Source organism: Providencia sp. UF-224, from assembly GCF_058245955.1.
On sequence record NZ_JBSICC010000034.1, the window covers coordinates 20089 to 34568 of the forward strand.

Here is a 14480-nt window from a genome sequence, read left to right on the forward strand (position 1 = left end):
AGAAGGATCACGATTTAAACATTTTGTATAAATGTGCTTATCTTATTTGACAATGATTCAACATTTATCTTACATATAGGTCTGGCAGAATTATCTTAACGGTGCGGTTGATACTTCACCGTAAAAATAAAAAACGTGCACATGCAATGTTAGATACTCCACAATTTGAACTATGATGGGTATTAATAACAAAAGTTATGAAAGTTGTTCCCCTTACCACAAATAATGATATTGTAGGGAAAACAACAAAAAGAACATAACATCTACACACTCATAAACAACCTAATTACATTGTCGTCGGTCTCAGATTTCAGGTTTTATGTGATAGCGAGCTGATTTCCAAAGCATACCGGTAGAACAATGCACGAAGACACAGTATAACGCTGAGCTTCTGGGTTGTTGGGTGTCGATTATCAAGCGCTAAGGAGACCGTAAATGGCTGATAACAAAGCTAAGCTAATGACTGGTAGTGCCGGTGATATTGAACTCGATATTTTAAGCCCTACCATTGGTCAAGACGTTATCGATGTCCGAACTTTAGGTTCAAAAGGGTTCTTTACCTACGACCCGGGTTTTACTTCTACTGCATCCTGTGAATCAAAAATCACCTATATCGATGGTGATAAAGGCATTTTGCTGCACCGTGGTTTCCCTATTGACCAACTAGCAACCGAAGCCTCTTACCTCGAAGTCTGTTATATCCTGCTGTACGGTGAAGCACCTACCCAAGAACAATACGACGTATTTAAAAATACGGTGACTCGCCATACCATGATCCATGAGCAAATTACTCGCATGCTTAATGGTTTCCGCCGTGACTCACACCCAATGGCTGTATTATGTGGTGTGACGGGAGCACTGGCGGCGTTCTATCACGATGCGCTGGATGTTAACAACCCACGCCACCGTGAAATTACGGCTTATCGCTTGCTGTCCAAAATGCCAACGGTTGCAGCAATGTGTTATAAATATTCTATTGGCCAACCTTTTGTTTATCCACGTAATGATCTGTCATACGCGGGTAACTTCTTGCACATGATGTTCTCTACACCATGTGAAGAATATACGGTAAACCCAGTTCTTGAGCGCGCAATGGACCGTATCTTAATCCTGCACGCTGACCACGAACAAAATGCATCAACTTCAACGGTACGTACTGCGGGTTCATCGGGCGCAAACCCATTTGCATGTATCGCAGCCGGTATCGCATCACTGTGGGGGCCTGCTCATGGTGGTGCTAACGAAGCTTGCCTACGCATGCTTGAAGAAATTCAAACTGTTGAGCACATCCCTGCATTTATCGAACGTGCGAAAGACAAAAATGACTCTTTCCGCCTGATGGGCTTTGGTCACCGTGTTTACAAAAACCACGACCCACGTGCCACTGTAATGCGTGAAACTTGCCACGAAGTTCTGAATGAACTTGGCTTGAATGACAGCTTACTGGAAGTCGCAATGGAGCTGGAACGTATCGCACTAAACGACCCGTACTTCATTGAGAAGAAACTGTACCCTAACGTTGACTTCTACTCAGGTATCATCTTGAAAGCAATGGGTATTCCATCCTCAATGTTCACCGTAATCTTCGCTATTGCGCGTACCATTGGTTGGATTGCACATTGGAACGAAATGCACGATGACGGCCTGAAAATTGCGCGTCCTCGCCAGCTGTATACCGGTTATGACAAACGTGAATTCAACTCTGAATTAGCAAAAAAATAATATTTCGTTAAATCCGAATCCCTACGTAAAGCAAGACCTTGATTTATCAAGGTCTTTTTTATTTAACTAACCATTTCCTACCGTTGATACTCTCTTGGTGTCATTCCGCTCATTTTACGAAAAAAACTAATAAACGCACTGTCACTGGTAAGCCCAAGTTCTTGAGTAATAAAATGATATGGCTTTTCTTGTGCTAATAATTCAATCGCTTTAATAAACCGCCATTGTTGCCGCCATGTTTGGTACGTCATTCCCGTTTCTTTCAAAAAAATACGGGTTATTGTCTTTTCGCTAGCGCCGACAATTTGGGCAAGTTGGCTCAAATTAGGGGGTAATTGCTCGATATCGAGACGTTTTAAGCGCCTATCTTGCGGTAAAGAAAGCAAGGTTGGTTCGGTTGTAGCAGTTTGTAGTTCATCAATAAAAACAGGTAATAAATTGGCTAACCTTCCCTTTTTCCAATCACTGTCAAAGGGTGCGATAGCAATACGCTCTAATAACTCCCTTAACAAAGGTGAAATGCTCAAAATGACCACTTCATTTCCGAGTTTTTGGGCATATTCTTCACCAAGATAAACTGACCGATACCCCACTGATTCACGCATTTGTGCGCGATGGCGAACATGTGGCGGGATCCATGCCACCCTACCAGGGGGTAACAGAGAGAGACGGTTTTCTAGGGATATACGAATGCACCCTTGCTGGGTAAACAAAAGTTGCCCCATTTCATGGGTATGCGTGCCTGAATCGTGCTGCCCCATTTGCGCAGCAATCCCTAAAACAGGGGCGGGATACCAGTGTGTTTGAAACTCATCCGTTTGATTTAACCACGCCATAAAATGTCCGATTTTTGATATTAATAGTCTTTATTATTGTAATAAGACACTTAAATTACCATTAAACTGCCCATCATTGACAGGTTAGACCATTAATTTTTATTACACAGGGTAGAAAAATGAACATGAAACACCCTCTATCATTATGGCTGGCTATAGCCTTAATGATGTTCCCACAAATTGTGGAAACCATCTACAGCCCTGCACTGACGGACATTGCGAGCGCTTTTTCAGTAAATGCAGAACAAGCTTCACAAACGCTTTCGCTCTATTTCTTTGCCTTTGCATTAGGGGTTGTATTTTGGGGTAGAGCCTGCGATACGGTTGGCCGCCGCCCAACGGTTTTAGCGGGTTTACTGGTTTATGGGATTGCCTCAATGGGTGCCTTATTTATTAGCCAATTTTATTTGTTATTGCTGCTGCGAATGTTAGCCGCTTTTGGTGCTGCCGTGGGCTCAATTGGCACACAGACGGCAATGCGTGATAGCTATCAAGGCCATGAATTAGCAAAAGTTTTTTCAATTATGGGCATTGCATTGGCCATTAGCCCTGCACTAGGCATGTTATCAGGTGCGGGCCTCGTTGGCTTGGCGGGTTATCGTGGTGTTTTTATTGGTTTAGCTATTTTAGCTATCGTACTTTTACTGTGGTCAATATATCGATTACCGGAGACACGCCCTGAAAATGTGATCAAAATCCCATTTATGGAGACATTTTTACGGATGATCACGGATAAAGAGATTATGAGAAATGTGATCTTGATAGCATTTTTCAACATTAATTTATTTAGCTATTATCAGCTGGCACCTTTCAGTTTTGAACAATTAATGCTCACTCAGCAACAATTTGGTCTCACGGGAATTTTATTGGCACTCGGAGTGGGGTTAGGCTCGATGATTAACCGCCATTTATTGGCTAAAAAACACACATCTGAGCAACTTGTTAAGTTATCGAGTGCCATTTCTTTGGTTAGTGGCTGTACGGTTTTTGTTCTTATGGATTCTGTTTGGTTCGTTTTACCCGTCATTGGCGTGGTTATTGGCTATGGCATTGCGATCCCGAACATCCTTGCTCACGCATTAAACCGTTATAGTGACCGAAAAGGCACTGCTGGCGCAATTTTAGGTTTACTTTATTATATCGGGCTCGCCATCGGGCTGATAGTCGCAGGCTGGAGCCAACACTTAGGTTTAGTGCTCGCTATCTCAAGTTTGGTTCTCGTTCTTGCATCACTACGCTATCGCGTTTATACGAGTTAAATTATTGTTTTATTAAACACATATAATTTTCTAAATAGTTTGTGTTGTGGCTAGGCGGCAAATGAGGATAGCCAATACAGGTGCAGCTTGAAATATGGCTATAAATTAAAATACGTTTTTCTTTTAAGCCTAGGTTTTTTCTAAATAGTTGGTGCTATAACAAGGCAGCAAAATGAAGTCATCATGGGTCACATACATAAGTATGTGACCCCGTGTGGCTGAATGAAGCCAACGCCGTGACAGCGCTAAATATGACGAAAAAATGGATGCATACATAAGTATGTGACTAAAGTTCGCGAATGCAACCAACAACGCTGTGATTAAAAAAATGACGAAGGTTAGATAAACATTTAATTCTCTAAATAGTTCGAGTTGTGGCTAGGCGGCAAATGAGGATAGCCTGGGGAACATACATAAGTATGTGACCCAGGTAGCCGAGTGAAGCCAACGCCGCCACCGCTCGAAATATGACGAGAATTCTATTTTCTATGCATTTCGAATCACAGCTAGGCGGCAAAAGAGCGAAGCCCTAGGAGCATACATAGGTATGTGACTAGGGTTCGCGAATGCAGCCAACAACGCTGTGGTTTGAAAGGCGACGAAAATTAAGCTGGATTATCGATATCGACAAACTCGGCATCCAACCCATGCTCATCAACTAACCATCTTGTCAGCGCCTTAATCCCATAACGCTCCGTTGCGTGGTGCCCTGCACTATAGAAATGGATCCCCATCTCCCTTGCGATATGAATTGTTTGTTCTGAAACTTCCCCGGTCACAAAGGCATCAACACCAAACTCTGCCGCTTGCAAAATATAGCCTTGCCCGCCACCGGTACACCATGCTATTTGGCGAATTTCATCTTTCGCGTTGTCACTACAATGAAGAACTTTACGACCTAAACGCGTTTCTAAGCGCTCGGTTAATTCTGCAGGTGTGATTGGTTGGTCAAAAAAGCCGAATGGCAATAATGGGTCGATTTGGCCATTCACTTGTACACCCATGATATAGGCCAGTTGAGTATTGTTTCCTAATTGATGATGAGCATCTAAAGGAAGATGGTACCCATACAAATTAATATCATTTACGAGTAATGTTTTTAAACGGTTCTTTTTCATGCCTTTAATAATGGCAGGCTCATTTTTCCAAAAATAGCCATGGTGAACAATCACCGCATCCGCTTTTTTCTCAACGGCGACATCAAGCAAAGCTTGGCAGGCCGTCACGCCAGTAATGACTTTATGCACATGAGGTCGACCCTCAACTTGCAATCCATTTGGTGCAAAATCTTGAAACTCATTCACTTTGAGCTCGTTGTTGATGACTTCTTCTAATTTTAAGTTATGCATTATGTTGTCCTTTTTACTGCACAGCGAATCTATGACACCATTTTGAATGTAATTTGCTGATAATCAATAAGCATAAACGCAAACACACTTTTTTTCTGTGTTATTTGAAGTACATCATTGGGAAAGGAAGTTAGGAATATAAAAAAACAAAACCCCCACAACGCATTATTGCAGGGGCTATCATCAATGGTTTAATCCGTAGGATTAGCGGTGGCTTTCGAGCGTATTCTCTGAACGCTCTAGCCAAACAGGCTTATCGCTTGTTTTTGACCAAACTTTGTTTAAGTAACTGTAATATTTAGCTCTTTTCGGGTGAAAAACCATAACAGGAAACGCAATAATGCCCGCTGTTACAGCAGCAGTGCGGCGTGCAAGTACCTGATTACGGGAATATTCGCGGTATGTGGACATCGATATCCTCCTTCAGTTGCCACTTATTTGTCGATCCCAGCTTTGCTCTAAAAAACTCCCCAAATACAGCTATTCCACAGAGCGACTAAAACCGAACAGATAATATGATAATTAATTAACTGAATATAGAATAGCGCAAATTGTGTAATAAAACTACTCATCTGACCACTAAAATTAAGGTATTACTAATAATTTCTTATCATTCTGTATTTTTACTACAAAATTTAACCAAAACTTGTTTTAAACACACAATTTTACAACATTTAAATAACAAACTATATTTTAACTATTCGTACATCTCGTGCTAAATGCGCCTCTTTAACTTCTCTCTTGCTGAAAAAATACGCATTTTTATACTTTTTTTACACCCGGCCCTATCTTTTTATCAGCTTCTTTACAACGAACTCTCTACCCTTATGTCATGGAAATAATAAGGAGAAAACACTGTGTCATTACTTTCCATTTTTGGGGCAGTTCTCGTTGTTCTACTGCTGGTTTATCTGATTTACGCCCTGCTTAACGCGGAGGATTTCTGATATGGCCACCACCTCATTTTTACTGATTGGCAGTTTTCTACTGGTCTTACTTATCTTGGCTAAACCATTAGGAAATGGGATTGCACGCCTTATTGACGGCGATATCCCTCGCCCTTTGATGGCAAGCGAGTCATTACTTTGGCGTTTAGCGGGTATTAAACAGCCCGGAAAATCAGCTGTCGAAATGAATTGGCGACAATATGCTTTAGCCATTGTGTTATTCAATGTGCTGGGTTTTGTTTTGTTGTTCGCCATTTTAATATTTCAGGGTAGCTTGCCACTCAATCCACAGCACTTTGCGGGTATGAGTTGGGATTTAGCCTTTAATACTGCAATAAGCTTCGTCGCAAATACCAACTGGCAATCCTATAGCGGCGAAAACACCCTAAGCTATTTAAGCCAAATGGCTGGCTTAACCGTGCAAAATTTTCTTTCTGCCTCAACGGGTATTGCCGTGGTTTTTGCCTTAATCCGTGCTTTCTCACTTCATGGCAGTAAAACACTGGGCAATGCATGGGTCGATATCTACCGTATCACCTTTTATTTATTGTTCCCTCTCGCTATTGTCGTTGCGTTATTTTTTGTCAGCCAAGGGGTAATTCAAAACTTTTCTGACTACCTCTTAGTTGACAATTTAGATAACACAACACAACTGTTGCCAATGGGCCCTGTGGCATCCCAAGAAGCAATCAAATTGCTGGGAACCAATGGCGGCGGCTTCTTTGGCTCAAACTCTTCGCACCCATTTGAAAACCCGACGGCACTAAGTAACTTTGTTCAGATGCTGGCAATATTCTTAATTCCTACTGCGCTGTGTTTTGCTTTCGGTCGCTCTGTGGGTGATAACAAACAAGGACATACCTTGTTGTGGGTCATGGGAATTATTTTTGTTATCGCCGCCATTGTCGTCATTAAAGCTGAGTACGTCGGCAACCCCTTCTTAAGTGAACTGCATGCAAGCAGTAGCGCTAATATGGAAGGTAAAGAAAGCCGCTTTGGTATTCTTTCTTCTGCTTTATATGCCGTTGTCACCACCGCGGCCTCCTGTGGTGCCGTCAATGGGATGCATGATTCCTTTACCGCAATGGGCGGGATGGTACCAATGTGGTTAATGCAGATTGGTGAAGTCGTTTTCGGCGGTGTCGGTTCAGGTTTATATGGCATGTTGCTGTTTGTTCTACTGGCTGTCTTCCTAGCCGGGCTGATGATTGGCCGTACCCCTGAGTACTTAGGGAAAAAAATTGAAGTCCGTGAAATGAAGATGGTTGCACTGGCAATTTTAGTGACACCAACCTTAGTGCTACTGGGTACAACTATTGCCTTAATGACCGATGCAGGACGTGCAGGTATTTTAAACCCAGGAGCCCACGGTTTTAGCGAAGTGTTATACGCTTTTTCATCGGCGGCCAATAACAATGGTAGCGCTTTTGCAGGACTCAGTGCCAACACCCCGTTCTACAATGTGCTACTTGCTATCGCTATGTTTGTTGGGCGCTTTGGTGTCATCTTGCCTGTACTTGCTATCGCGGGTTCGATGGCACTCAAAAAATCCCAAGCACAAAGTCAGGCAACATTGCCGACCTCTGGCCCACTCTTTATTGGCTTATTAATCTTTACAGTCCTCCTTATTGGCGCACTGACTTTTGTCCCTGCACTGGCACTAGGTCCAATTGCTGAGCAGCTACAAATTGGTTTTGCGGGATAATCAGGGGAAAAAAATGAAAAAGCAAAAAACACCTTTATTTGATAAAAAACTCATCAAACAATCGATTCTTGATGCTATGAAAAAATGCACACCGCAGGCGCAATGGCGTAACCCCGTCATGTTTGTGGTGTACATCGGTAGCCTTATTACCACCTTATTATGGGCGGCGATGGTTGCGGGTTTAACGGAAGGAAGTGCATGGTTTAGCGGAATGGTCACTCTGTGGCTATGGTTTACCGTACTGTTCGCCAACTTTGCGGAAGCTTTAGCTGAAGGCCGTAGTAAAGCGCAAGCGCAAAGTTTGAAAGGGGTAAAACAGCAAAGTAATGCCACACGACTTGCTGCGGCTTCATTGGACGCAACACAAGAAATTGTCAGCTCTGATCAACTGCGCAAAGGGGACATTGTCCTGATCCGTGCAGGGGAGACCGTTCCTTGCGATGGCGAAGTTATCGAAGGCGGTGCATCTGTGGATGAAAGCGCGATCACAGGGGAATCGGCTCCGGTGATCCGTGAATCTGGCGGTGACTTTTCCTCTGTAACAGGCGGGACGCGTGTGCTGTCTGACTGGTTGATTGTTGAATGTACCGTGAACCCCGGTGAGACATTCCTCGACCGCATGATCTCCATGGTCGAAGGTGCACAGCGCCGTAAAACACCGAACGAAATCGCCTTAACTATTTTGTTAACGGCACTCACCATTATCTTTGTATTAGTTTGTGCAACCTTGTATCCATTTACGGTATTTGCCGCAGAGTATGCAGGGGCAGGCAGTGCAGTTTCTATATTAGTGTTGATTGCATTACTCATTTGTTTAATTCCAACCACAATTGGCGGGTTACTTTCTTCCATTGGTGTGGCAGGAATGAGCCGCATGTTAGGTGCGAATGTGATTGCCACCAGCGGGCGAGCGGTCGAAGCCGCGGGCGATGTGGATGTTTTGTTGCTCGACAAAACGGGTACCATCACTTTAGGAAACCGCCAAGCCTCTGAGTTTCTGCCGTTAACGGGCGTGACTGAAGAACAGCTGGCGGATGCAGCGCAGCTCTCTTCTCTTGCCGATGAAACCCCTGAAGGGCGCAGTATCGTCGTGCTCGCGAAACAAAAATTCAATTTACGTGAAAGAGACATTCACGGAATGAATGCTACTTTCGTGCCATTCTCCGCGATGACCCGTATGAGTGGCGTTAACGTCGGTGAACGCATGATCCGCAAAGGCTCTGCCGATGCTATTCGCCGCTACGTTGAAGCGAATCATCAAAAATTCCCCGAAGAAGCGGATAAACTTGTAGAAAAAGTCGCCCATTTAGGGGGAACACCTTTAGTCGTAGTGGATGACCAAACTGTTCTAGGCGTCGTCGCGCTAAAAGACATCGTCAAAGGTGGGATGAAAGAACGCTTTGCCCAAATGCGCAGCATGGGGATCAAAACGGTGATGATTACGGGGGACAACCACTTAACTGCCGCAGCCATCGCGGCGGAAGCGGGTGTCGATGATTTCCTTGCCGAAGCAACCCCAGAAGCGAAATTAGCGCTTATTCGCCAATACCAATCAGAAGGCCGATTAGTCGCCATGACTGGTGACGGAACCAATGATGCCCCTGCTCTCGCCCAAGCCGATGTAGCCGTTGCGATGAATTCAGGGACTCAAGCCGCGAAAGAAGCAGGGAACATGGTGGATTTAGACTCAAACCCAACCAAGCTGATTGAGGTCGTGCACATTGGTAAGCAGATGTTGATGACCCGTGGTTCACTGACCACTTTCAGTATTGCAAATGATATCGCCAAATATTTTGCCATTATCCCCGCAGCTTTTGCAGTGACATGGCCGCAACTAAACGCGTTAAATGTCATGCACTTGCATTCACCTGCATCCGCCTTACTTTCTGCGGTGATATTCAATGCACTGATTATTGTCTTTTTAATCCCATTGGCACTTAAAGGTGTGAATTATCGCCCCATGAGTTCCCAATCACTTTTGCAACGGAACTTAGGCTTATATGGTTTAGGTGGCTTGATAGTGCCATTCGTGGGGATCAAATTGATCGATATGTTTATTAGCTTGTTTGGTATTTAAGGAATTGATTATGAACATGATCCGTTCATCTATTGTCATGTTATTGGTATTAACTCTGTTAACAGGGATAGCCTACCCCTTAATGGTCACGGGCCTCGCCAATGCTTTTTTTCCATGGCAAGCAAAAGGCTCTTTAGTCACACGGGATGCACATATTGTCGGTTCCAAATTGATTGGACAAAATGTGCAAAGTGAAGGGTATTTCCACGGTCGTCCTTCCGCAACCGCGGAAACACCATACAACCCACTCGCTTCAGGGGGAAGCAACCTTGCTGTCAGTAACCCCGTGTTACAACAAACGATGGCAGAACGTAGTAAACTGCTGCGTGCTCAGAACCCAGATGCAGGGAATGCCATTCCTGTTGATTTACTCACCGCTTCAGCCAGCGGGCTTGATCCAAATATTTCGGTTGATGCTGCTATTTACCAAGCACCGCGTATTGCCAAAAACAGACAAATTTCATTAGAAGCCGTAAAATCATTAATTACGGCGCAAACAGAAACGGCCTTACTGCCCTTTTTAGGCGAACCCGTTGTGAATGTGCTACAACTGAATTTGGCACTTGATGAATATATGCAGCAGATGAATAGCCAACGTTAATAAGGTGAGTTATGAAAAATCAGGAACCTGCTCGCCCAAACCCTGATGATTTATTGGTAAAAGCCAATGAAGATGGCCGCGGTAAATTAAAAATCTTTTTCGGCGCCTGTGCAGGCGTCGGGAAAACCTATGCCATGCTACAAGAGGCTCAACGCCTACGCTCACAAGGGTTAGATGTCCTTATCGGCGTGGTGGAAACCCATGAAAGGGAAGAAACTGCGGCCTTATTGGACGGGCTATCGGTGTTGCCACACCGAAAATTACAGCACCGCGGTCGCCGTTTAAATGCATTTGATATTGACGCGGCAATTGCGCGACACCCAGCCATCATACTCATGGATGAGTTAGCATTTAGCAACCCAACAGGCAGCCGTCACCCAAAACGCTGGCAAGACGTTGAGGAGCTATTAGATGCAGGCATCGACGTACTCACCACCATTAACGTTCAACATATTGAAAGCTTGAATGATATCGTGGGAAGTATTACGGGTATTCGTGTTCGCGAAACGGTTCCTGATCATATTTTTGATGCTGCCAATGAAGTAGTGTTAGTGGACCTGCCCCCTGACGATTTACGCCAGCGCCTGAAAGAAGGCAAAGTGTATATTCCGGGACAAGCCGAGCGCGCCATTGAGCACTTTTTCCGCAAAGGAAACTTAATCGCACTTCGAGAGCTGGCTTTGCGCCGCACCGCTGATCGCGTTGATGACCAAATGCGAGAGTTTCGTGACGGCAAAGGGGAAGCCCCTGTTTGGCATACCCGTGACGGACTTTTATTGTGTATCGGCCATAATATGGGCAATGAAAAATTGGTGCGTGCCGCTGCACGGCTTGCTGCAAAGTTTGGCAGTGTATGGCATGCGGTCTATGTCGAGACCCCCACGCTCCACCAGCTCCCTGAATCCCAACGTCGCGCCGTACTCAAAGCACTGCGCCTTGCCCAAGATTTAGGGGCCGAAACTGCCACCTTATCCGACCCTTCGGAAGAAAAAGCCATACTCCGTTATGCACGAGAGCATAATTTAGGCAAAATATTAATTGGTCGACGCGATAAACATCGTAAATGGCCCAAACTTAATTTCCGCCCTGGCTTTGCCGACCGTTTAGGGAAATTAGGACCCGATTTGGATTTAGTGATTGTTGCACTTGAAGAAAAAAGTGATTGGGATAAAGAACCTGAAAGAAAACCATTTTCTGAAAAATGGCGTTCCGATTTAAACGGTTACTTGATGGCGATTGTAATGTGCGCCGCTATCACCTTATTTTCTAGAACATTTTTACTCGCCTTAGACAAGGCAAATCTCGTAACACTCTATTTATTAGGTGTGGTGCTGATTGCCCTATTTTATGGGCGTCGCCCTTCTGTCTTTGCCGCGCTTGTTAACGTTATTAGCTTCGACCTGTTTTTTGTCCAACCCCATTTTTCCCTTGCTATCATGGACATGCAGTACTTAGTAACCTTTACCGTGATGCTGATTGTTGGCGTCGTTGTGGGGAACCTAACCGCTGGCATGCGCTACCAAGCGAGAATTGCTCGCTATCGAGAACAACGAACGCGTCATCTCTATGAAATGACGAAAGAATTAGGGCAAGCACTCAATACGCAAGATATCGGAAAAACTGGTTATCACTTCCTGAATAATGCATTTCAAGCTAAAAGCTGTTTATTAGTCCCCGATGAAAATGGGGATTTACTCCCACTGTTATGTGATGGGCATACACCGATGCAAATTGATAAAGCCATCGCCAAATGGAGTTTTGATAAGCGTCAGCCCGCAGGAGCAGGAACAGATACCCTACCAAGTGTGCCTTATCAATTGCAACCGATCACAACGGTAGATCAAACCTTAGCCGTCTTAGCCATCGAGCCCCGTAACTTGCGCCAGTTGATGATCCCAGAACAACAGCGCATGTTGCAGACATTTACAGGGTTGATCGCCAGCGCCCTTTCGCGTTTACAGCTAACAAAACAAGCTGAGTCCGCCAAATTAGATATTGAACGTGAGCAGCTGCGTAACTCCTTGCTAGCCGCACTTTCTCACGATTTAAAAACGCCGCTAACGGTTTTATTTGGGCAAACAGAAATTTTGATGCTGAATTTATCCGCAGAAAATTCCCCTCTGACCGCACAAGTTAACCAAATGCGCCAACAAGTGCTTAGCACGTCACGTTTAGTGAATAATTTGCTCGATATGGCGCGTTTACAATCAGGCAGTATTCAGCCCAACCTTGAATGGGAATCGTTGCAAGAAATAACCAGCAGCGCAGTCAGAACATTAGATTACACGTTACACAGCCATCCATTAGAGATTAATATTCCCGCTGATTTACTGTTATATTGCGATGCCATGTTAATTGAGCGAGTATTAATTAACTTATTGGAAAATGCCGTAAAATATAGCCATGAAGATACCCCCATTGGCATCAATGGCCGTGTTGAAGGGCAGAAAATTCATATTGAAGTGTGGGATGCCAGTAACGCGATTCCTGATGGACAAGAAAAAACGATTTTTGATAAATTTTCCCGTGCACAAAAAGAGTCCGCAATCCCCGGAGTTGGCCTTGGCCTAGCTATCTGCCGTGCAATCATTCAATTACACGAAGGGGAAATTTGGGCGCAAAATAATAATAAAGGTGGAGCTAGCTTCCACTTTGTTTTACCTTTAAAGCAACTCCCTGATATTGAAGCTGAAGTTTAGGAGACATTACCCGATTGTGAGCAGCCATCAAATCCTGATTGTTGAAGATGAAAAAGAAATTCGCCGCTTTGTCCGACTTGCATTGGAGGGTGAAGGCTGGAAAGTTTTCGAGGCTGAGAATTGCCAAAGAGGGTTGATTGAAGCGGGCACAAGGCAACCGGATTTACTGATTTTAGACCTCGGGCTGCCTGACGGTGATGGCCTTGATTTAATTCGTGATTTACGAAAATGGAGTAGCATTCCCATTATTGTCTTGTCTGCCCGCGAAGAAGAATCACAAAAAGTTGCCGCTCTTGATGCAGGTGCGGATGACTACCTAACAAAGCCTTTTGGTATCAGTGAATTACTAGCGCGAGTTCGTGTAGCACTACGCCGTTTTGGTAAAGTAGGTCAAGAAAGCTCACAATTTCAATTTGGTGATATTACTGTCGATTTCATTAACCGGGTTGTCACTAAGCAAAATGAAGAGTTACACCTCACGCCTATCGAGTTTCGTTTACTTAGCGAATTAGTTGCTAATAGCGGTAAGGTATTGACTCAACGCCATTTATTATTGCAAGTATGGGGGCCAAGCTATATTGAGCATAACCATTATTTGCGGATTTATATGGGTCACTTACGGCAGAAATTGGAAAATGACCCAACTCGCCCGGTTCATTTATTAACGGAAACAGGCATTGGCTATCGGTTTATGCCATAAGCCAATTTTGCATCGAATTCTCAGAATCTTTCCGCTAGTTTAAAACCTTTGGCTGGCTATAATTTCCCCATTATTTTCTATGGAGAGAAATTCGTGCAATCATTAACAACCCAACTATCGAACCGTTTTTCATCTGCCTTAGTTCTTTTTTTAGGAATTTTTGTGACAACCCAAGCCCTCGCTTTGAGCCCAGAAGAAAAAGCACGCACGGAGTCTTTACTCACAGAGCTCGGCAAACAACAAAACTTAACATTTACCCGCAACGGTACAGAACACAACGCGACCGATGCAGAATCCCATTTACGTTTAAAATTACGCAAAACAGAAAAACGCCTAAACACCACCGAGCAGTTTATTGATAATGTTGCCTCAAAATCATCCATTACCGGCGAAATTTACCAAGTTAAAGACGCCCAAGGTAATGTGCTCCCCGCCAATCAATATTTACATGATTTATTGAAAGACAAAGTAGATAGCAAGTCCGAATAAGTTTTGTCAGTCTGTAAACTTGACTAGTCCTGATATAGGTTGACAACTTTTCAGTCATAAAACGCCCGATGAACTTCATTGGGCGTTTTATAGTTT

General features: G+C 44.1%; 12 protein-coding genes. 9 read left to right on the forward strand and 3 right to left on the reverse strand.

Going from position 1 to position 14480, the window contains the following annotated elements:
* Positions 1 to 435 precede the first annotated feature (435 nt).
* On the forward strand, positions 436 to 1722 hold the full coding sequence (locus AC4IFO_RS20280; RefSeq protein ID WP_206085299.1) for a citrate synthase: 1287 nt from the start codon (positions 436 to 438) through the stop codon (positions 1720 to 1722).
* Between the two features lie 77 nt (positions 1723 to 1799).
* Here the strand turns inward: AC4IFO_RS20280 and AC4IFO_RS20285 are convergent, their stop codons facing one another.
* Positions 1800 to 2558 (reverse strand): AraC family transcriptional regulator, encoded by a 759-nt coding sequence (locus AC4IFO_RS20285; protein WP_490737160.1) that lies wholly within the window; start codon positions 2556 to 2558, stop codon positions 1800 to 1802.
* 125 nt (positions 2559 to 2683) lie between these two features.
* Here AC4IFO_RS20285 and AC4IFO_RS20290 point away from each other — a divergent pair, with 125 nt between their 5' ends.
* The gene (locus AC4IFO_RS20290; RefSeq protein ID WP_490737175.1) at positions 2684 to 3817 is read left to right on the forward strand and encodes a multidrug effflux MFS transporter; all 1134 of its coding nucleotides are present in this window, start codon (positions 2684 to 2686) and stop codon (positions 3815 to 3817) included.
* Between the two features lie 605 nt (positions 3818 to 4422).
* Here AC4IFO_RS20290 and AC4IFO_RS20295 read toward each other — a convergent pair.
* Both AC4IFO_RS20295 and AC4IFO_RS20300 read right to left on the reverse strand, forming a co-directional pair.
* On the reverse strand, positions 4423 to 5166 hold the full coding sequence (locus tag AC4IFO_RS20295; protein ID WP_490737161.1) for a type 2 GTP cyclohydrolase I: 744 nt from the start codon (positions 5164 to 5166) through the stop codon (positions 4423 to 4425).
* 204 nt (positions 5167 to 5370) lie between these two features.
* The gene (locus AC4IFO_RS20300) at positions 5371 to 5577 is read right to left on the reverse strand and encodes a YbfA family protein (protein WP_490737163.1); all 207 of its coding nucleotides are present in this window, start codon (positions 5575 to 5577) and stop codon (positions 5371 to 5373) included.
* Between the two features lie 446 nt (positions 5578 to 6023).
* On the opposite strand from AC4IFO_RS20300, the gene kdpF reads away from it, so the two are divergent.
* The 7 genes from kdpF to AC4IFO_RS20335 all read left to right on the forward strand — a co-directional run bounded on the left by kdpF (position 6024) and on the right by AC4IFO_RS20335 (position 14384).
* Positions 6024 to 6113 carry a K(+)-transporting ATPase subunit F gene (gene kdpF, locus AC4IFO_RS20305; RefSeq protein ID WP_206085296.1) on the forward strand — a complete coding sequence of 30 codons (90 nt, stop codon included), beginning with the start codon at positions 6024 to 6026 and terminating at the stop codon, positions 6111 to 6113.
* Position 6114: 1 nt separating this feature from the next.
* On the forward strand, positions 6115 to 7818 hold the full coding sequence (gene kdpA, locus AC4IFO_RS20310) for a potassium-transporting ATPase subunit KdpA (RefSeq protein ID WP_490737165.1): 1704 nt from the start codon (positions 6115 to 6117) through the stop codon (positions 7816 to 7818).
* 13 nt (positions 7819 to 7831) lie between these two features.
* A complete protein-coding gene (gene kdpB, locus AC4IFO_RS20315; RefSeq protein ID WP_490737167.1) occupies positions 7832 to 9895 on the forward strand; it encodes a potassium-transporting ATPase subunit KdpB in 2064 nt (687 codons plus the stop codon).
* 10 nt (positions 9896 to 9905) lie between these two features.
* A complete protein-coding gene (kdpC, locus tag AC4IFO_RS20320) occupies positions 9906 to 10496 on the forward strand; it encodes a potassium-transporting ATPase subunit KdpC (protein WP_490737169.1) in 591 nt (196 codons plus the stop codon).
* Positions 10497 to 10507: 11 nt separating this feature from the next.
* Positions 10508 to 13195: a two-component system sensor histidine kinase KdpD gene (gene kdpD / locus AC4IFO_RS20325; RefSeq protein WP_490737171.1), complete on the forward strand. Its 2688-nt coding sequence runs from the start codon at positions 10508 to 10510 to the stop codon at positions 13193 to 13195.
* 16 nt (positions 13196 to 13211) lie between these two features.
* Positions 13212 to 13895, forward strand: coding sequence for a two-component system response regulator KdpE (gene kdpE, locus AC4IFO_RS20330; RefSeq protein WP_490737173.1), 684 nt, complete (start codon positions 13212 to 13214; stop codon positions 13893 to 13895).
* Between the two features lie 93 nt (positions 13896 to 13988).
* Complete coding sequence (locus AC4IFO_RS20335; protein ID WP_219244310.1) at positions 13989 to 14384, forward strand: DUF5329 family protein; 396 nt, start codon at positions 13989 to 13991, stop codon at positions 14382 to 14384.
* Positions 14385 to 14480: the final 96 nt, after the last annotated feature.

Bases quoted from the DNA above. Each gene is read 5' to 3' on its own strand.
- AC4IFO_RS20295 (WP_490737161.1), bottom strand. From the start codon at position 5,166: ATGCATAACTTAAAATTAGAAGAAGTCATCAACAACGAGCTCAAAGTG.
- kdpB (WP_490737167.1), top strand. From the start codon at position 7,832: ATGAAAAAGCAAAAAACACCTTTATTTGATAAAAAACTCATCAAACAA.
- kdpD (WP_490737171.1), top strand. From the start codon at position 10,508: ATGAAAAATCAGGAACCTGCTCGCCCAAACCCTGATGATTTATTGGTA.
- AC4IFO_RS20280 (WP_206085299.1), top strand. From the start codon at position 436: ATGGCTGATAACAAAGCTAAGCTAATGACTGGTAGTGCCGGTGATATT.
- AC4IFO_RS20290 (WP_490737175.1), top strand. From the start codon at position 2,684: ATGAAACACCCTCTATCATTATGGCTGGCTATAGCCTTAATGATGTTC.
- AC4IFO_RS20300 (WP_490737163.1), bottom strand. From the start codon at position 5,577: ATGTCCACATACCGCGAATATTCCCGTAATCAGGTACTTGCACGCCGC.
- kdpA (WP_490737165.1), top strand. From the start codon at position 6,115: ATGGCCACCACCTCATTTTTACTGATTGGCAGTTTTCTACTGGTCTTA.
- AC4IFO_RS20285 (WP_490737160.1), bottom strand. From the start codon at position 2,558: ATGGCGTGGTTAAATCAAACGGATGAGTTTCAAACACACTGGTATCCC.
- kdpC (WP_490737169.1), top strand. From the start codon at position 9,906: ATGAACATGATCCGTTCATCTATTGTCATGTTATTGGTATTAACTCTG.